The 15,027-nt window shown below is 70.1% G+C and carries 21 protein-coding genes and 1 pseudogene; 10 read left to right on the forward strand and 12 right to left on the reverse strand.

What is annotated here, in order from left to right; all coding sequences use genetic code 11:
• Positions 1-313: pseudogene (locus tag DQW85_RS14140) on the forward strand (hypothetical protein); the annotation flags it as partial.
• Positions 314-405: 92 nt separating this feature from the next.
• On the opposite strand, the gene DQW85_RS46820 reads toward DQW85_RS14140, so the two are convergent.
• Complete coding sequence (locus DQW85_RS46820; RefSeq protein ID WP_240197173.1) at positions 406-675, reverse strand: hypothetical protein; 270 nt, start codon at positions 673-675, stop codon at positions 406-408.
• Between the two features lie 190 nt (positions 676-865).
• Positions 866-1,219 carry a class I SAM-dependent methyltransferase gene (locus DQW85_RS46825; RefSeq protein ID WP_338043382.1) on the reverse strand — a complete coding sequence of 118 codons (354 nt, stop codon included), beginning with the start codon at positions 1,217-1,219 and terminating at the stop codon, positions 866-868.
• Here DQW85_RS46825 and DQW85_RS14150 point away from each other — a divergent pair.
• Positions 1,176-1,547, forward strand: a complete 372-nt coding sequence (locus DQW85_RS14150; protein WP_420819160.1) for a TetR/AcrR family transcriptional regulator — start codon at positions 1,176-1,178, stop codon at positions 1,545-1,547. The two genes, DQW85_RS46825 and DQW85_RS14150, sit on opposite strands and share 44 nt — an antisense overlap.
• 9 nt (positions 1,548-1,556) lie before the next feature.
• Complete coding sequence (locus DQW85_RS48205) at positions 1,557-1,745, forward strand: hypothetical protein (protein WP_420819161.1); 189 nt, start codon at positions 1,557-1,559, stop codon at positions 1,743-1,745.
• An 85-nt stretch (positions 1,746-1,830) separates the two neighbouring features.
• On the opposite strand, the gene DQW85_RS14155 is transcribed toward DQW85_RS48205, so the two are convergent.
• Positions 1,831-2,988 carry an erythromycin esterase family protein gene (locus DQW85_RS14155; RefSeq protein ID WP_113700778.1) on the reverse strand — a complete coding sequence of 386 codons (1,158 nt, stop codon included), beginning with the start codon at positions 2,986-2,988 and terminating at the stop codon, positions 1,831-1,833.
• A 91-nt stretch (positions 2,989-3,079) separates the two neighbouring features.
• On the opposite strand from DQW85_RS14155, the gene DQW85_RS14160 reads away from it, so the two are divergent.
• Positions 3,080-3,763, forward strand: coding sequence for a TioE family transcriptional regulator (locus DQW85_RS14160; RefSeq protein WP_113700779.1), 684 nt, complete (start codon positions 3,080-3,082; stop codon positions 3,761-3,763).
• Between the two features lie 61 nt (positions 3,764-3,824).
• Here the strand turns inward: DQW85_RS14160 and DQW85_RS14165 are convergent, their stop codons facing one another.
• Positions 3,825-4,199 carry a DUF6223 family protein gene (locus DQW85_RS14165; protein WP_113700780.1) on the reverse strand — a complete coding sequence of 125 codons (375 nt, stop codon included), beginning with the start codon at positions 4,197-4,199 and terminating at the stop codon, positions 3,825-3,827.
• Positions 4,200-4,487: 288 nt separating this feature from the next.
• Between DQW85_RS14165 and DQW85_RS14170 the strand changes: the two genes are divergently transcribed.
• Positions 4,488-5,744: a sensor histidine kinase gene (locus DQW85_RS14170; RefSeq protein WP_113700781.1), complete on the forward strand. Its 1,257-nt coding sequence runs from the start codon at positions 4,488-4,490 to the stop codon at positions 5,742-5,744.
• On the forward strand, positions 5,741-6,481 hold the full coding sequence (locus tag DQW85_RS14175; protein WP_113700782.1) for a response regulator: 741 nt from the start codon (positions 5,741-5,743) through the stop codon (positions 6,479-6,481). Before DQW85_RS14170 ends, DQW85_RS14175 begins: the two co-directional genes overlap by 4 nt.
• 110 nt (positions 6,482-6,591) lie before the next feature.
• On the opposite strand, the gene DQW85_RS14180 is transcribed toward DQW85_RS14175, so the two are convergent.
• Positions 6,592-7,314, reverse strand: coding sequence for a helix-turn-helix transcriptional regulator (locus DQW85_RS14180; protein WP_113700783.1), 723 nt, complete (start codon positions 7,312-7,314; stop codon positions 6,592-6,594).
• Between the two features lie 77 nt (positions 7,315-7,391).
• On the opposite strand from DQW85_RS14180, the gene folE reads away from it, so the two are divergent.
• The 3 genes from folE (at position 7,392) to DQW85_RS46830 (ending at position 9,436) form a co-directional block, all read left to right on the forward strand.
• The gene (folE, locus tag DQW85_RS14185; protein WP_476703601.1) at positions 7,392-8,108 is read left to right on the forward strand and encodes a GTP cyclohydrolase I FolE; all 717 of its coding nucleotides are present in this window, start codon (positions 7,392-7,394) and stop codon (positions 8,106-8,108) included.
• Positions 8,109-8,144: 36 nt separating this feature from the next.
• Positions 8,145-9,074: an NAD(P)/FAD-dependent oxidoreductase gene (locus tag DQW85_RS14190; protein WP_113700784.1), complete on the forward strand. Its 930-nt coding sequence runs from the start codon at positions 8,145-8,147 to the stop codon at positions 9,072-9,074.
• A 134-nt stretch (positions 9,075-9,208) separates the two neighbouring features.
• Positions 9,209-9,436 carry a Tn3 family transposase gene (locus tag DQW85_RS46830; protein WP_420819162.1) on the forward strand — a complete coding sequence of 76 codons (228 nt, stop codon included), beginning with the start codon at positions 9,209-9,211 and terminating at the stop codon, positions 9,434-9,436.
• Between the two features lie 121 nt (positions 9,437-9,557).
• Here DQW85_RS46830 and DQW85_RS14200 read toward each other — a convergent pair whose 3' ends face one another.
• The 3 genes from DQW85_RS14200 to DQW85_RS14210 form a co-directional block, all read right to left on the reverse strand.
• Entirely contained in the window at positions 9,558-10,130 is a 573-nt protein-coding gene (locus tag DQW85_RS14200) for a dihydrofolate reductase family protein (RefSeq protein ID WP_113700786.1), read from the reverse strand.
• Between the two features lie 160 nt (positions 10,131-10,290).
• On the reverse strand, positions 10,291-11,028 hold the full coding sequence (locus DQW85_RS14205; protein WP_113700787.1) for an SRPBCC family protein: 738 nt from the start codon (positions 11,026-11,028) through the stop codon (positions 10,291-10,293).
• The gene (locus tag DQW85_RS14210; protein ID WP_113700788.1) at positions 11,025-11,696 is read right to left on the reverse strand and encodes a helix-turn-helix domain-containing protein; all 672 of its coding nucleotides are present in this window, start codon (positions 11,694-11,696) and stop codon (positions 11,025-11,027) included. Before DQW85_RS14210 ends, DQW85_RS14205 begins: the two co-directional genes overlap by 4 nt.
• 298 nt (positions 11,697-11,994) lie before the next feature.
• On the opposite strand from DQW85_RS14210, the gene DQW85_RS14215 reads away from it, so the two are divergent.
• Complete coding sequence (locus tag DQW85_RS14215) at positions 11,995-12,138, forward strand: hypothetical protein (protein ID WP_205315115.1); 144 nt, start codon at positions 11,995-11,997, stop codon at positions 12,136-12,138.
• Here DQW85_RS14215 and DQW85_RS45835 read toward each other — a convergent pair.
• The 4 genes from DQW85_RS45835 to DQW85_RS14230 form a co-directional block, all read right to left on the reverse strand.
• A complete protein-coding gene (locus DQW85_RS45835) occupies positions 12,104-12,715 on the reverse strand; it encodes a tyrosine-type recombinase/integrase (protein ID WP_205315116.1) in 612 nt (203 codons plus the stop codon). The two genes, DQW85_RS14215 and DQW85_RS45835, sit on opposite strands and share 35 nt — an antisense overlap.
• A complete protein-coding gene (locus DQW85_RS45840) occupies positions 12,660-12,968 on the reverse strand; it encodes a hypothetical protein (protein WP_205315117.1) in 309 nt (102 codons plus the stop codon). Before DQW85_RS45840 ends, DQW85_RS45835 begins: the two co-directional genes overlap by 56 nt.
• Positions 12,969-13,241: 273 nt before the next feature.
• Positions 13,242-14,411, reverse strand: a complete 1,170-nt coding sequence (locus DQW85_RS14225; protein WP_113700789.1) for a zinc-dependent alcohol dehydrogenase — start codon at positions 14,409-14,411, stop codon at positions 13,242-13,244.
• Positions 14,408-15,027, reverse strand: a 620-nt coding sequence (locus tag DQW85_RS14230) for an SRPBCC family protein (RefSeq protein ID WP_162794975.1), incomplete at its 5' end; no start/stop codon positions are given. The genes DQW85_RS14230 and DQW85_RS14225, both read right to left, overlap by 4 nt.

Genomic DNA, 15,027 nt, shown 5'->3' on the forward strand with positions numbered 1-15,027 from the left:
GGCCGAGGTGGCGGCGGCGAGGGAGGCACAGGAACGGGCAGTTCGGGAGCGAGCCGGGCTGGCGGAGCGCTTGACGGCCATCGAAGAGGAGGCCGCCGCGGCGGTGTCCGGTGAAGCGGCGCGGGCCGCCGCGGCCGTGGCAGCCGAGCGGGCGCGCACCGAGGCGGCGGCCGGTGAGCGTGACGAGCTGCGGGTGGAGCTACGGCTTGAGCGGGCGCGGTTGGACGACATGCGCGGCCAGTTGGAGGCGCTCCGGGCCGAGGCCGCCGAGTTGCGGGAACGGGCGGTGGCGGCGGAGTTGGGGCGCCGCTGACCGACGGGCGCCGTACTCGGGAGACGGGAACGGTGATCATGACGTTGTCGTGGACGCGGTGCCGTCCCTCCTCCCAGCTCTGGGCCGCGTGTTCAGGTGGTGCCGGTGCGCGTCGCGCTGACCACTACCGTCGCGTACCGCATCGTGAAGCTGCCTCCGACCGCGTCGATGGCCGCACCGACGCCTGCCTGCACCTTCTCCAGCTTGGCCGGCGGGAGGAGGGTGTGGCCGCCGAAGGTGGGCAGCTGGTCCAGCCACTCGTGGCGGGTGTAGGTCCGGTCCCAGTCGAACCGCCACTGCTCCAGGTCGCCGAACGTGCCCGCCTGCCGTATCCCGTCGGCCGCCTTGGCGCACAGCACCATGTAGGCCTTCAGCGGCGGGCATCGAGCGCTGGTACATCGGCGAATCGGGCAGCAGGCGGCGGTAGACCGCGGCGAAGGCTTCGCCGCGGTCGGGCGGGGGCTGGAAGGCGTTCCAGAACACCGCCAGCCGCCCTCCGGGGCACAGCGCCCGGGCCGCCTTGGCCGCGCCGGCGAGCGGGTCCACCCAGTGTCAGGCCTGCCCGGCGATGACCGCGTCGAATGTCCGGCCCGCCAGATCCCATGCCTCGAACGTCGCCACGTCGACCTCGACCCCGCTGGGCCGCGCGAAGTCGGCCATCCGCGAGTCGGGCTCGACCCCGAGCACCCTGCAGCCGGCCGCCTGGAACTGCCGGGCGGCGATGCCGGTCCCGCAGCCGACATCGAGGACGGGCGGTCCCGGGGCTGGCAGCGACGATCCGGTCCACCAGAGCGCCGGGATAGTGAGGCCGAGTCCGGTCGTAGCGTTCGGCGTCCGAACCGAACGACTCCGCCACCTGGCCATGCGCGACGCGCGCGAGCAGCTGCTCGACGCCGCCGAGCGCATCCTGCTGCGGGAGGGGCCGAGCGCGCTGACCAGCCGCGCGGTCACGACCGAGGCAGGTGTCGCCAAGGGTGTCCTGCACCGGCACTTCGCCGACTTCGACGCCTTCCTCGCCGAGCTCGTGCTGGACCGCGTCGCCCGGGTCGACACCCAGGCCGCCGCCCTGCGCGGGTCCGCCGGGACGGGCACTGTCGCGGACAACCTCACCGGCGCGCTGATGGCCCTGTTCGGATCGGTCGCGGTGGCGATCGTCGGCCTCATCACCTTCCGGGACGACCTGCGCGCCCGGCTGCGCCAGGCCGGGCTGGCCGGCGTCCCAGTGCTGGCGTAGGCCACGGCAATGATCGCCTCCTACCTCGCCGCCGAGCGCGAGCTGGGCCGTGTCGCGACGGATGCCGACGTCGACACGCTCGCTCCCGTGTTGATCGGGGCCGGGCACCTGCTGTTCGCGGACCGCCAAGGCACCCCTCCGCAGGCCGGAGCCGTACACAAGATCGTGAGCACCGTCATCGCCGGCGTTGTGCGGTGACTGCTGCCCTGAACGGCTCGGCAGCAGGCCCGTAGCCGGGGCAGGCAGGTCCAGTGGGCTGTCCCGCCCGGCAGGGAGCGCCCTGTCAATCCAGCTTGGAAGCCTCTTTCAGGAAGACGACGCCGTCGATCATGTTGAGCTGGGCCGGGTCCAGCGGGAAATACTTGAAATCGTGGGAGATGCGTGGGGCGGGCTTCGTGATGGTCTCGGCCAGGCGGCGGGCGTCGATGAGCGAGTGGTCCCACGGGAGCGTGGACAGGATGCCCTCGACGGTGTCCGGGGGCGGGGTGTTGTCGTCGAGCGTGCCAAGGGCCGAGGCAAGGAAGGCGTACCGGTCGCCCAGGTGCGCCGCGGTGATCGCTCCCGCGCTCCACCACTCCAGCAGCTGGTCGCCGAGCGACATGAGGCTCATGTTCCGCTGCAGGTGGAGGTTGTGGGCGAAGACCAGGGCGGGGCCGTGCTCGGTGACGGCGCGCAGGTTGGCGGCCATCATCGCGTCCCGCAGGCCCGACAACCTGGCTATCCGGGCCGGGGACGTGTCGGCCATCCAGTGGTGGTAGCGGAGCAGGCCGACGGCGGTGCGCCCGTACAGTGCCGCCCGCTGCCTGTCCTTCGCGCTCAGCCGCGGCGCCTGCGTGTCGAGCAGCGCCACCAGGTCGTCGGCGATCAATCGCAGCCGCTGGGCGTCGGCGGACTGGCCGATCGACTGGGACGGGTCCATGACCGTGGCTTCGTTCGTCCACCGGTCGTCCGGGCCCAGCAGCGTGTCGAGGGTCTTCGTGGTACAGGGCAGCGGGCCGTCGAGGAGGGCGTAGAGGGAGGTGAGCGCCTGGCGCGGGCTGGCCGCCCAATACTCCAGAGGGCCGTCGAACCCGAAGAACCGGAGCTTTTCGTCATGCTCCTCGTTGTAGGCCCGCATCCAGCGCACGAGCTCGCGGTTGGCCGGCCACGCGCCGAAGCTGTGGCTGAAGCCGCGTTCCATGACGTCATCGAGCGTGTCCGCGCCCGTCGTGATGTAGTCGTCGACCACGAGGCCCATGAGACAGTCGCTCTCGATGGCGAACGACCTGTAGCCCTCGTGCTCGACCAGATGCCGGAAGATCTCGTTGCGCAGCTCGCCCAGTTCCCCCACGAAGTGCCTGGCCTCGCCCAGGCCGAGCAGCAGGGGCTTGGCGGGCAGCGACCGCAGGAACGCCGAGACGCCCGTGCCGTCGAGCGGCCGGGCCGTGTCCTTGATGTCCATACCTTCAACGGTATCGTTGAACACTCTATGTAAACTTTGCCGAAGAAATCCCCGCTCTCATCGCGATGGACGTTCAATCGGTGATGCAACCATGAGGCCAGTGGACCTGGCGCGCGAGCACGGCCTGTCCACCCAGGCGATCAGGAACTACGAGGACGCCGGCATCCTGCCCGCCGCCGAACGCACCCTCCACGGCTATCGCACCTACACGCCGCTGCACGCGCAAGCCCTGCGCGCGTTCCTCGCCCTCGTGCCCGGGCACGGTCACCAGACGGCCACGTCGATCATGCAGGCGGTCAACCGTGATGCCACCGAGGACGCGCTGCGGCTCATCGACCAGAGCCACGGCCAGCTCCTCGACGACCGCGGCACCCTGCAGGCCGTCGAAGCCGCGCTGCGCGATCTGGCGCCCGTGCCGCAGGAGCGCGGCGACACGTTCATCGGCCCCCTGGCCAGAAGGCTCGGCATCCGCCCTGCCACCCTGCGCAAATGGGAGAACGCCGGGCTGGTCCGGCCGCGCCGCGATCCGCAGACGGGCTACCGGATCTACAGCGCGGCCGACGTACGGGACGTCCGGCTGGCCCACCAGCTCAGGCGGGGCGGCTACCTGCTGGAGCAGATCGCCCCGCTGATCGCTCAGGTCCGCTCCGCCGGAGGCGTCGCCCCGCTGGAGTCGACCCTGCGCGACTGGCAGGCCCGCCTGTCCGCCCGGGGCCGCGCCATGCTCAAGGGCGCCGCCGAACTGGACACCTACCTCCGCGCCCGCGAACCCTGAGGCCGAGTCACGCTCTCGCGCCGCCACCTCCATCTGCGCCCGGGTGGCGCTGAGTCGCCGGTCAGGCGGTGCGGCGGGAGCGGGCCAGAGCCAGTCCGCCGAGGAGCGTGCCGATCAGCCCCAGTACCAGGGCCACGATGGCCCCGGCCAGCCCGTTGCCGGTGCCGAAACCGCCGGCGGAGTTGGCCATGTGCAGCCCACCGATGATCACGCTGATCAGCCCCGGCACCAGTGCTCCGATGGCTCTGGCGCGCCCGTTGCCGGCACCGGTACGACCGGCGGAGCGGGCCAGAGCCAGCCCGCCGAGGACCACGCTGATCAGCCCCACCACGGCGGCCACGGTGGGCACGGTCCGCCCGGAGCCGATGTCGTAACCACCGGCGGCGACGGAGACGTGCACGGCCTCGGGTGCGGCGAGCAAGAGACGGACGGACATCGAGCATCCTTTCGGTCGAATGACGGACACCGGGCAGGCGACACTCCGGTCAGCGGCGGCGGAGGGATCGGCCTGTGCCGGTCGAGGCGCCGGCGCCGGGACAGGCGCCCAAGGGGGGGTTTTACGGAATCGATCGTCGCGCTGTCGAGGCAGCCGCGGCCTCCGACAGCGGATGGCAGCGTCTAGGCCGTTCCGCGTAGACAACTCGCGCCTCGGTACGCTCGTCGTCGTAGGCGGTCGCGCGTGCGGGCGGGGTGTTCTCGCGGGCGGGAACCGTAGGATCGCGGCATGGAACACCGCGTGGTGTCCTTGCGCCTGCCGGTGCCGGCTCAGGACGTGTTGCTCGCGCTCTTCATCACGGTGATGCAGGTTCAGGGCACCGTGGCCCGCGTTGCCGCCGAGGGAGCGTCCCGCCCTCTCACGGACCTCGGGTACCTGGGATATGTCCTGCTTGTCGCGAGTGGCGTGGTCGTCGCCGTCCGCCGCCGGTGGCCGGTGCCGGTGTTCGTCACCGCCGCGCTCGCCAGCTTGGTGTACTACGGATTCGACTTCCCGGACGGGCCCGGCTGGCTCGGGCTCTTCGTCGCCCTGTACACCCTCGCCGCGTACGGCGACGGGCGCCGGTCGCTGGTGACAGCCGGCGTGGGCACCACGGTGCTCGCCGTCGGCTGGCTGGTCGCCGCGGCCGACATCGAGCCACGCGCCGCCATCGGGTGGGTGTTCTTCCGGATCGGTGCGTCGGTCATGAGCGCGGCCCTCGGCGAGTCCGTCCGGTCCCGACGGGTCATCGCGGCCGAAGCCCAGGAGCGCGCCGAGTCGGCTGAACGGACTCGCGAGGAGGTAGCACGGGCGCGTGTCGACGCCGAACGGCTCCGGATCGCGCGCGAGGTCCACGACACCGTCGCTCACGCCATAGCGATCATCAACGTCCAGTCCGGTGTCACCGCGCACGTGCTCGACAAGCGGCCGGAAGTGGCGCGCGAGGCGCTGCGAGCCATCGAGCAGACCAGTTCTCGGGCGTTGCGGGAGATGCGGGCCATACTCGGCGTACTGCGTGACGACGACGGCGACGACAACGACGGGCGCGTGCCGTACCCCGGTCTGGGGCAGATCGACGAACTGACCGCCAAGGCCCGCGAGGCGGGACTGGAGATCAAACTGGAGGAGACCTCGCCCGCGGCGCCGTTGCCGAGCGCGGTGGGGAGTGCTGCCTACCGGATCCTTCAGGAATCGATCACCAACGTGATCCGCCACGTCGGCCCCACTCGGGTGACGGTAGCTCTGAACCCCGGGATCGAGGTCTTGGAGATCCGCGTGACCGACGAGGGTCGCCGTGCCGCCCCAGGTGGTGACCGCGCGGCTCCGCCACTTCCGGCTCGGCGTCCGACCAGCACCGGCGGCTCGGCCGGGGCCGGCCGGGGGATCCTCGGCATGCGCGAGCGCTGTCGACTGCTGGGCGGAGAACTCGACGCCAAGCCGGTTCCGGGCGGCGGGTTCGAAGTCAGGGCACGAATTCCGCTCGCGCCGACCGGGTCGCGCCGATGAACGCAGCGGCCGGGTCACCCTCAGCCAACGCTCCGATCAAGGTGCTGCTCGCCGACGACGAGGGGCTCGTGCGATCCGGGTTCAAGGTCCTGCTCGACCTCGAGGACGACATCACGGTGGTGGGTGAAGCCACCAACGGCGCCGAAGCCGTCGAGCGGGCCCGCGCCATCCGCCCCGACGTCGTCCTCATGGACATCCGCATGCCGAAGCTGGACGGGATTCAAGCCACCGCCCAGATCGCCGAGACGTACGGGTTGGAGCAGGTCCGAGTCCTCATCCTCACCACGTACGACACCGATGAGCACGTCTTCGACGCATTGCAGGCCGGCGCCAGCGGATTCCTGCTCAAAGACGCCGGACCGGCCGAGCTCCTGCATGCCATCCGGGTGGTCGCCGCCGGAGACGCGCTGCTCGCGCCGCGGATCACCCGACGCCTCATCGGCCAGTTCACCGCGCAACGCAGAGCCGTCCAGGTCGCGGAGGACCTTCTCGCGGTGCTGACCGAGCGCGAGCGCGAAGTGCTGGCCCTGGTGGGACAGGGCCTCAGCAACAGCGAGATCGGTGCCGAGTTGTTTCTCAGCCCGGCCACCGCGCGCACCCATGTCAGTCACGCGATGGCGAAACTGGGTGCGCGCGACCGTGCGCAGCTGGTCGTCATCGCTTACCAGACAGGATTGGTCAGCCCTGCGGTGTCAGGCACAGCCACGCCGCGCCCGCGCGGCGAACGGCGTAGGTGATCATGTCGTTGTCGGCTCTCGGCATTACGGGTGCGATGTTGAAGACGATTCGATGACAGCACCAGCACGACGCGGAACGCATCCACCTGCACATTCCCCAACCAGCCCCGTCACCCCACGGAACGTGCCTGACCCGGTTCGGCTGGTTTGAGGCGGACGCAGCATCGTCCAGGTGCCGGGTCGAGATGGGCGGTCATCCCCGTCGTGGCGAGTCCGTCGAGGAGTCCGTCGAGGAGGCGCACGTTCATTCCGCACACGAGTTCGGTGTGCTGTCGCGCCAGGCTGTGGAACGGACAGTTGCCGAGGACGATCGAGGTGTCCGCGGCGCGCGGCTCGAACCCGAAGGTTTCCAGCGTGCGCATCGTGGCGGTGTGCCCGTCCTGGCCGGCATGGGCGGCGCGGGCTTTCTGGCCGAGTTCCTTGCCGATCTCGCGGGCGCGCCGATCGAGTACGGTCCGCGGTGATCGGGCGGAGGTCTCGGCTTCCTGGACGGCGTCGGCCAGCAGGCGCGCGGCCAGCTCGTAGCGCCGGTCGGGCAGCGAGACCGCGATTCGCTCCGGCGAGCGCCGGTACAGCTTCGACGGCCGCCCGGCTCCCGGGCCGCTACGGCCGGTGCGCCGCTCGTAGACCGCCTCGAGCAGCCCCTCGCTCACCAGCCGGTCAAGGTGGAACGCGGTCGTGGTGCGCGGCACCTGCACCGCGTCGGAGGCCTCGTCCCGGCTCACCGGCGCGGCCTGCCGCACCACGAAGTCGTACAGCCGACGCCGGGTCGGCTCGTCGAGTGCCGCGACGGCGGAGATGTGCGCCGTCCAGGGCTCGTCGTCCTCTCTCATTTCTAAAACCCACTTTGGTTGACGAAATCTGGCGGTCGTTCTAATGTTAACGCAAGTTGTCTTTAGAAGGAGGCCGCATGGTCACCAATGCCGACGGGCTCGTTCCGGGCACGGCCGCGCGGTACGCGCCGGCCCCACCGAGGACGGCAGGCATGAGGAGCCCCGCACCCACACCGTTGTCCGGTTCGCCGACGCACGCCGGCCCGCACCGGCGGCTGCAGGCCGTTCGCGGAGGCGGCACCATGGACCTGCGAGCCGCGGAACGGGCAGTGGCTGACCTGCTCATCGCGCTGGGCAGGGATCCGGCATCCGAGCATCTGGCGGACACGCCCAGCCGGCTCGCGCACGCTTATGCGGAGTTGCTCACCCCGCAGGAGTTCAACCTGACAACCTTCCCGAACGAGGAGGGCTACGACGAACTGGTCCTCGCCCGTGGCATCCCGGTGCAGTCACTGTGCGAGCACCACCTGCTGCCCTTCCAGGGAGTGGCTCACGTCGGCTACCTGCCTGGCGAGCGCATCCTGGGCCTGTCGAAACTGGCGCGGGTGGTCGAGTTGTTCGCCCGGGATCTGCAGGTGCAGGAACGGTTGACCAAGCAGGTGGCCGACTGGCTGCAGCAGCATCTGGCTCCCAGGGGCGTCGGCGTCGTGATCGAGGCCGAGCATCTGTGCATGTCGCTGCGCGGCGTGCGGGCGAGCGGATCGCGCACCGTGACCTCGGCACTGCAGGGCTCGCTCCGCGAGGACATGCGCTCCCGGCAGGAGTTCTTCGCTCTGGCCGGCGTCAACGGGTAGTGCGAGGCCCGCTCGACCGGGCCTGAGGAGAAGATCATGGGCACTGATCAGACATTCGTCATCGTCGGCGCCGGTCTGGCCGGCGCGAAGGCGGCTCAGGCTCTTCGTGATGAGGGCTTCGCCGGGCGGGTGATCCTGCTCGGGGAGGAGAGCGAGCGACCGTACGAACGTCCGCCGCTGTCGAAGGGCTACCTCCTCGGCCGGCAGGACCGCACAGATTGTGCCGTCACCGTCGTGGCGCCCACCCTGACGCCGCTGCATGCTGCGCTGGGCCCGGAAATGGGTGGTTTCTTCGCCGACCTCCACCGCCGGCACGGCGTCGAGTTCCTGCTCGGCAGCGGCGTCACCGGCATCCAGGGCGACGGGCGGGTCTCAGCGGTCGTCACCACCGATGGCCGCCTCGCCGCCGATGCCGTGGTCATCGGCATCGGCGTTCACCCGAACACCGACCCCGCCGAACAGGCCGGCCTCACCCTCGATCACGGCGGCGACCGCGGCATCGTGGTCGACGCCCGGCTTCGTACCGACGATCCCGACATCTACGCGGCAGGCGATGTCGCCAGCGGCCCCAGCAGCCGGTACGGCAGGCGGATCCGCGTGGAGCACTGGGCCAACGCCATCGGCGGCGGACGAGCCGCAGCCAGAGCCATGCTCGGGCAGGACGTCACCTACGACGACCTGCCGTACTTCTTCTCCGACCAGTACGACGTCGGCATGGAGTTCGCCGGCTGGTTCGCCCCAGGCGGCTACGACCGCGTCATCACCCGAGGAGACGTCGCGGGGCACGCGTTCCACGCCTTCTGGCTCAGCGCGAACCGCATCGTGGCGGGCATGCACGTCAACCTCTGGGACGAGGGTATCGGTGCCGTCCAGGAGTTGATCCGCGGCCGGCGGCCGATCGACCCGGTAAGGCTCGCCGACGGCTCCATCCCGCTCGCCGCCCACATCGACGGCCGCCCGGCGTAACTGTCCGCCCCTCTGATCGACCAGGTTCCGGACAGTGCCCTACTGATCGCGGACCTGATCCGGATGCTGTCAGCCGACGGCCGCACCACCGGCCTGGGCGAAGCCTTCGCCCACTACGGCCGCGTCTTCAAACCCTGCACCTGCTGCAGTTCCTGCACGACGGCGGCTACCGCCGGATGATCGGTACCCAGCTGAACGTGCAGGAGGCCCGGCACCGGGAGGGAATGGAAGACCAGCTCGGCGCACTCGGCCTGGCCTGGAACGCGGTCATCTGGTGGAACAGCCTCTACATCGACGCCGCCGTCGGCCAGCTGCGCGAGCAGGGCTTTCCGGTGACACGGCCCTTCCACGAGCTGGGGTAACTCTGCCTGAGCTCACTACTAGGCCCTCCGCCCGGGTCCGTGTCACCAGGGAAAAGTAGCGCTGCGTGACGATGATGACTGTGGACAGCGCCGGGCGGTGGGTCCGCCCCGGTAGCGGTTGTCAGTGGATCACGTCGAAGATCTGCTTTTGCAGGCCGTTGGCGTAGACGTCGTGCTCGATGAGCTTCAGTTTCTGGGTGTCCTTGTCCGTGGTGCTGAACAGTCGCTTTCCGGCGCCGAGCAGCAGCGGGAAGACGAGCAGGTGGTAGCGGTCGATCAGGCCGGCGTCCGAGAGGCTGTGGTTCAAGGAGGCGCTGCCATGGACGATGATCGGGCCTCCCTCGGTCTGCTTGAGGGCGGCGACCTGGTCGAGTGAGCGCAGGATCGTGGTCTCGCCCCAGTGGGTGACCAGGTTTTCCTCGGTGAGGGTGGTGGAGACGACGTACTTCGGCATCTTGTTGTAGTGGGGGAATTCCTCCATATTCGGCCAAACTGGGCTGAACACCTCATAGCTGACCCGGCCCATCAGGATCGCGGTGGCTTCCATCTGCTCCCGCCCCTTGATCTCGTAGGCCTCGGGGAGGAACTCGACGTCCTTGAAGGTCCATCCGGAGTTCCGGTAGCCCGGTTCGCCGCCCGGGGACTCGACGACACCGTCGAGCGAGATGAAGGCAGTGCTGATCAGAGTACGCATTGAAGATTCCTTGCTCTGTCGTGTGTGTATTTAGGCTGCTCCGTTGCACGCTTGGGCCGCGTTGGAGCGCGGAGAGCGGTTGTTCCGGCGGCACCGGGAGTGGTCCAGTCCCCGGCGGCCCGACGGTGTCGGCGGCGTACGCGTGTACCTGTGGGGGCTGTCAGGCGAGGAGCCCGGTCAGCCACTGCTGCCAGGCCACCTCGGCCCCGTCCGTGTTCCGCCCAAAGAGGTGATGGAACATCAGCACCACGCCGGCGAAGTGGAGGAAGGTGTAGATCCCGTCCGCGGTGCGGACCTTGATGCGCTCGTCGTCCGACCAGACCACTTCGCCGTCAAGTGGCGGCAGGTCCGCCGGTTCGGCGTGCGCCCGAGCGCCCACGGCGACCGGCGTGGGCAGTGACAGCCCGCGGGTGAGCGCCGCGTGAACCTCCTGCGCCGAGCGTCCGTCCGACGGCGCGACGGCGAAGACGGGGACACCGGCGCGTCCTGGGAAGTGCGTCAGGTACTCGCGGAGCGTGTGGAGGTGGAAGGGCCAGCCGCGGCGCAGCGCGTCGTACTCGTCCTGCCAGTCGTCGCCGAGCACGCCGCTGTGAACGACGCGGAGCACGGTGCTGCCGCCGTCCCGTCCCTCGATCAGGTACTCGAATGCCATGAACCTGCCATCCTCGGTGGTGGCCGTGCGGGTGGCGAAGCGTTTGCCGGGTTCGTAGGCGGTGATCACCGCCTCCTCCCGGCGGCCTCCCGTGTCCATGGCGGCGACTCCGCCCTCGCGTGGCTCGACCTCGTTGCGGCCCATGAACCAGGAGTCGATCCCCGGTCCGGTGGCGATCGCCTCCCAGACCCGTTCCGGACTTGCCGACAGGGTCGTCTCCAGCTCGATCTCGAAGGGGTGGGTCATCGACGGTTCTCCTGTCCTGCTTCGGATTCGTCTTCGTACGCCCCCGCGCCTGCCTGCCGGGTGCCGGGCGAGCTCGTCCGGGCGCCGGGTTGCGCGGGGATCTGGTGGAATCCGACGACCACCCGGTGGTTCCGGCCCTGCGGCGCGAACTCGTCGTGGTATCGGCCGACAAGGGCCGTCACGGCCTGGGCCAGTTCGTCGGCGAAGGCCGACCGGTCGGCCGCGGTGGCGAACCGCACCTCCGCGTCGATGCCGAAGGTGGCGACCTGCCGCCGGGCCCGGGAGGCGCCGGTCAGCAGGGTCCCGACCTCCTGCACCAGCCGGGCCCCCAGCGCCAGCAGCCAGCGAGCGGACAGCTGGTCCGGAGACCGGGAGGGGTCCGGGCTGACGGCGGCCAGGACGCTGGGAGAGATCACATAGGAGGCGGCGGTAGCGCGGTACACCCGTTCGGTGACGCTGCCCTTGCGCCGCTCCTCGGCGAGTTCGACCAGCCCATGACGCTCCAGTTCCTTCAGGTGGTAGTTGACCTTCTGCCGGGGAAGCCCCAGCCGGGCGGCCAGCATGGTGGCCGAGCCGGGCTCGGCCAAGGCGGCGAGGATCCGGGACCTGATCGGATCCAGGGACGCCTCGGCCGCAGCGGGTTCTTCGATCACAGCGACTTCCAGCACCGCTCCAGGATTCAGCCGACCAAGAAATTTGTCAAGACAGTTTTAGTTGTCGGGGCTGAGCGGTGTGCAACGTCATCGTGGATAGAAGCCGAGCAAGGTCATGGCGACGCTGGATGAGGCTCCCGATCTCACAGCAGACCGGGAGAACCCTCATCCGCCGCACTCCCGTTACGGGCTGGTCCACACCAGCCGTGATCGCTCCGCAACGAACCCGAGACGTAACGCGGAGTTACTTTTCCCTGGTGACACGGCCCCGAGTGGGGCCGTCCTGGGCGCCGACCTCCGCTTCACCGCCATCATGGTCGCCGGTTCGATCGCCGGCGCTCTGCTCGGCGGCCTGCTGCTTGGCGTAATCCCCGACCTGGTTCTCATCCCCGCCCTGGCCGTCATCCTGCTGATCTCGGCGGTCAAGAAGGTCCGCCACGCAGCCCCCAACACCTGACACCCCGGCGCCAGGCCTCACCGGCGCCGCGCGGCAGGGTGACGGCCCTCCTGCCAGCGGGCCAGCGCCTCGGGCGAGACGCGGGCGTAGCGGGCGAAGTGGCATGTTCGAACAGCTCGGCGGCACGCCGGTAGGACAGCCGGGCACGCCCAGAGTCGGGGTCGACGTCGGCCGGCGGCAGCGGAACGCGGGCGCGCCGGTCGGTGAGGAAGACCGGGCCGGTGCGCCGGCCGTCCAGCAGGCGGGGCAGAAGGCGGGCGGTGGCCGTTTGCCAGACGATGACGTCGACCGCGCCGCCCTTGCGCCGGACCTTGGCCTGGCGGTTGCGCACGTCGAGCTCGTCGATGTCGAGGGCCAGAACCTCTTCGGCCCGGGCCGCGCTCTCATACAGCAGCCGAACCAGGGTCCGCTCGCGTAGCGGGAGGCGCGGCCGGGTCAGCAGCGCCTCGACCTGGCCGCGGTCGAGGGCCTTAGTGTGGTCTGGGATGCGGGTCCGCCGCCGGATGCGGCGCAGCGGGTCGTCAGCCAGCCAGCCCTGATCGCGCCACCAGGCGCAGGCAGAGCCGAGCGCGTCCATCCGGGCGTTGAAAGTGGCCGCGGCCGCCGTCCCCCCAGCGACCGGTGAACCAGTCGGCCAGGCAGTCGGCGCCCGCCTCGCCCTCCAGCTCCGACAGTGGCGCGGCGGCGCTGAGCTCAGCGGTCAGGGCGCGCAGCGCGATCGCGTACGCCTTGGCGGTGTTGCGGTTGGCGATGGCGGTCAGGAACGCTTCGACCGCCGCGCCGAGCGCGGGAGAGCCCGGGTGCGGGGTGAGCCGGTGCACCGTCGCCATGGGGAACCTCCGGAGCTCTATCGCAGATAAGCAGCAGGAGTCGCCGGTGCCGCGGCGGGGTGTTCTCCCAGGACGGCGCCGACGTGACCGCAGATAATCGGTCACTATCTGCGGTAGCTGACCATGATCGGTTCTACCGCTGATTTCTGCATCCAGACTCCTCGAAGCCCTACCGCCAAGATCCGGCCCGATCTTTCCTGGAGGCCTACCTGGCGGAGCGGCGGGCCAGCGCGGAGATCGAGTGGAACTGGCCCTGGGCCGCGAAGGCCGGCGTTATGGAGTGAGGACCACCTTGTTGCACTCGTCCTGCTTGTTCTTGAACAGCTCGAACGCGTGCGGCGCCTCGCTGAGCGGCATCCGGTGCGAGATGACGAAGCTCGGATCGATCTCGCCCTCGCGGATCCGCTGCAACAGCGGCTCCGTGTAGCGCTGCACGTGGCACTGGCCGGTGCGGATGGTCAGCGACCGGTTCATGACGGCGCCCATCGGGAACTTGTCCACGAATCCGCCGTAGACGCCGATGACGGACACCACGCCGCCGTTGCGGCAGGCCATGATGGCCTCGCGCAGCACGTACGGGCGCTCGGTCTCCAGCCGGGCGGCCTGCTTGGTGCGGTCGTAGGCGTACATGGCCGGAGTCGGATGGTGGGCCTCCATGCCGACGGCGTCGATGCAGGCGTCCGGGCCGCGCCCGAAGGTCATGTCGCGCAGCGCGTCCAGCACGTTCACCTCCTCGTAGTTGAGGATCTCGGCGCCGGTCCGCTGGACCCGCCTGAGCCGGTACGGGAAGCGGTCGATGACGATGACCCGGTCGGCGCCGAGCAGGAACGCGCTGGCCGCGGCAAACTGCCCGACCGGCCCCGCGCCCCAGATCGCGATCGTCTGGCCCGGCTTGATGTCGCACATCTCCGCACCCATGAAGCCGGTGGGGAAGATGTCCGACAGGAACAGCACCTTCTCGTCCGGCAGGTCGTCCTCGACCTTGATGGGACCGACGTCGGCGAACGGGACGCGCACGTACTCGGCCTGTCCGCCGGGGAAGCCGCCCAGCATGTGGGAGTAGCCGAAGATGCCGGCGGACGCGTGGCCCATCAGCTTCTCGGCGATCCCGGCGTTGGGGTTGGAGTTCTCGCACACGGAGTAGAGGCCCTCTTCGCAGGCGAAGCAGGCGCCGCAGGCGATCGGGAACGGCACCACGACGCGGTCGCCGACATGCAGGTTGCGCACGCCGGAACCGACCTCGACGACCTCGCCCATGAACTCGTGGCCGAGCACGTCGCCCTTCTTGACGGTGGGGATGTAGCCGTCCACGAGGTGCAGGTCGGAGCCGCAGATCGCGGTGGAGGTGACGCGGACGATCGCGTCGCGCGCGTTGAGGATCTGCGGGTCGGGAACGTCTTGGATCTCCAGGCGGTTGCGGCCCATCCACACGTTGGCTTTCATGCCCGTCCTCCGATCGGTTGTGCGGGACGCTGGCGGAGCTGGCGCAGGGCGCGGTGGCCCTCGGGGCTGCCCTCGGAGCGGACCACCTCGCCGGTCTCCATGACCTGCTTGAAGCGGCGCAGGTCGTCGCGGACCTGCTGCTCGGGGTGCTCGCCGAACATCCGGGCGACGGCGGCGGCGAGCTTGCGGCCGGGCGCGCCGTATTCCAGCGAGACGTCCACGACGGTGCCGCGCCCGCCGGGGCCGTCGGTGAAGCCGACCAGGCCGGCGGTGGAGACGCCGGCGCCGGGCACCGACCGCCAGGCGATCAGGTCGCCGGCCCGCTCGTCGATGATTTCGGCCTCCCACTCCAGGTCGACGATCGGGCCCTGAGCCTTCCAGCGGGAGCGGCGCTGGTTGATGGTGCGTACCGAGTCCAGGTGCACCATGAAGGAGGGCAGGTTTTCCAGGTCCCGCCAGAAGCGGTAAACCTCCTCGCGCGGCTTGTTGATGATGATGGAGGCGCGCACCTGCAGCGGGCCCTTGGCCTTGGCGGTGCCGCCCCGGGCGCAGGCGACGTCGAGGGCGGTGATCCCGGCGACCGCGCCGAGCGCGGCCAGCGCGCGGGTGCGGCGGG

The sequence above is a fragment of the Nonomuraea lactucae genome, from assembly GCF_003313395.1.
GTDB classification, from domain to species: Bacteria; Actinomycetota; Actinomycetes; order Streptosporangiales; family Streptosporangiaceae; genus Nonomuraea; species Nonomuraea lactucae.

Bases quoted from the DNA above. Each gene is read 5' to 3' on its own strand.
- DQW85_RS46820 (WP_240197173.1), bottom strand. From the start codon at position 675: ATGGTGCTGTGCGCCAAGGCGGCCGACGGGATACGGCAGGCGGGCACG.
- DQW85_RS14150 (WP_420819160.1), top strand. From the start codon at position 1,176: ATGCGCGACGCGCGCGAGCAGCTGCTCGACGCCGCCGAGCGCATCCTG.
- DQW85_RS46825 (WP_338043382.1), bottom strand. From the start codon at position 1,219: ATGCGCTCGGCGGCGTCGAGCAGCTGCTCGCGCGCGTCGCGCATGGCC.
- DQW85_RS48205 (WP_420819161.1), top strand. From the start codon at position 1,557: ATGATCGCCTCCTACCTCGCCGCCGAGCGCGAGCTGGGCCGTGTCGCG.
- DQW85_RS14155 (WP_113700778.1), bottom strand. From the start codon at position 2,988: ATGGACATCAAGGACACGGCCCGGCCGCTCGACGGCACGGGCGTCTCG.
- DQW85_RS14160 (WP_113700779.1), top strand. From the start codon at position 3,080: ATGAGGCCAGTGGACCTGGCGCGCGAGCACGGCCTGTCCACCCAGGCG.
- DQW85_RS14165 (WP_113700780.1), bottom strand. From the start codon at position 4,199: ATGTCCGTCCGTCTCTTGCTCGCCGCACCCGAGGCCGTGCACGTCTCC.
- DQW85_RS14170 (WP_113700781.1), top strand. From the start codon at position 4,488: ATGGAACACCGCGTGGTGTCCTTGCGCCTGCCGGTGCCGGCTCAGGAC.
- DQW85_RS14175 (WP_113700782.1), top strand. From the start codon at position 5,741: ATGAACGCAGCGGCCGGGTCACCCTCAGCCAACGCTCCGATCAAGGTG.
- DQW85_RS14180 (WP_113700783.1), bottom strand. From the start codon at position 7,314: ATGAGAGAGGACGACGAGCCCTGGACGGCGCACATCTCCGCCGTCGCG.
- folE (WP_476703601.1), top strand. From the start codon at position 7,392: ATGGTCACCAATGCCGACGGGCTCGTTCCGGGCACGGCCGCGCGGTAC.
- DQW85_RS14190 (WP_113700784.1), top strand. From the start codon at position 8,145: ATGGGCACTGATCAGACATTCGTCATCGTCGGCGCCGGTCTGGCCGGC.
- DQW85_RS14200 (WP_113700786.1), bottom strand. From the start codon at position 10,130: ATGCGTACTCTGATCAGCACTGCCTTCATCTCGCTCGACGGTGTCGTC.
- DQW85_RS14205 (WP_113700787.1), bottom strand. From the start codon at position 11,028: ATGACCCACCCCTTCGAGATCGAGCTGGAGACGACCCTGTCGGCAAGT.
- DQW85_RS14215 (WP_205315115.1), top strand. From the start codon at position 11,995: ATGGTCGCCGGTTCGATCGCCGGCGCTCTGCTCGGCGGCCTGCTGCTT.
- DQW85_RS45835 (WP_205315116.1), bottom strand. From the start codon at position 12,715: ATGGACGCGCTCGGCTCTGCCTGCGCCTGGTGGCGCGATCAGGGCTGG.
- DQW85_RS45840 (WP_205315117.1), bottom strand. From the start codon at position 12,968: ATGGCGACGGTGCACCGGCTCACCCCGCACCCGGGCTCTCCCGCGCTC.
- DQW85_RS14225 (WP_113700789.1), bottom strand. From the start codon at position 14,411: ATGAAAGCCAACGTGTGGATGGGCCGCAACCGCCTGGAGATCCAAGAC.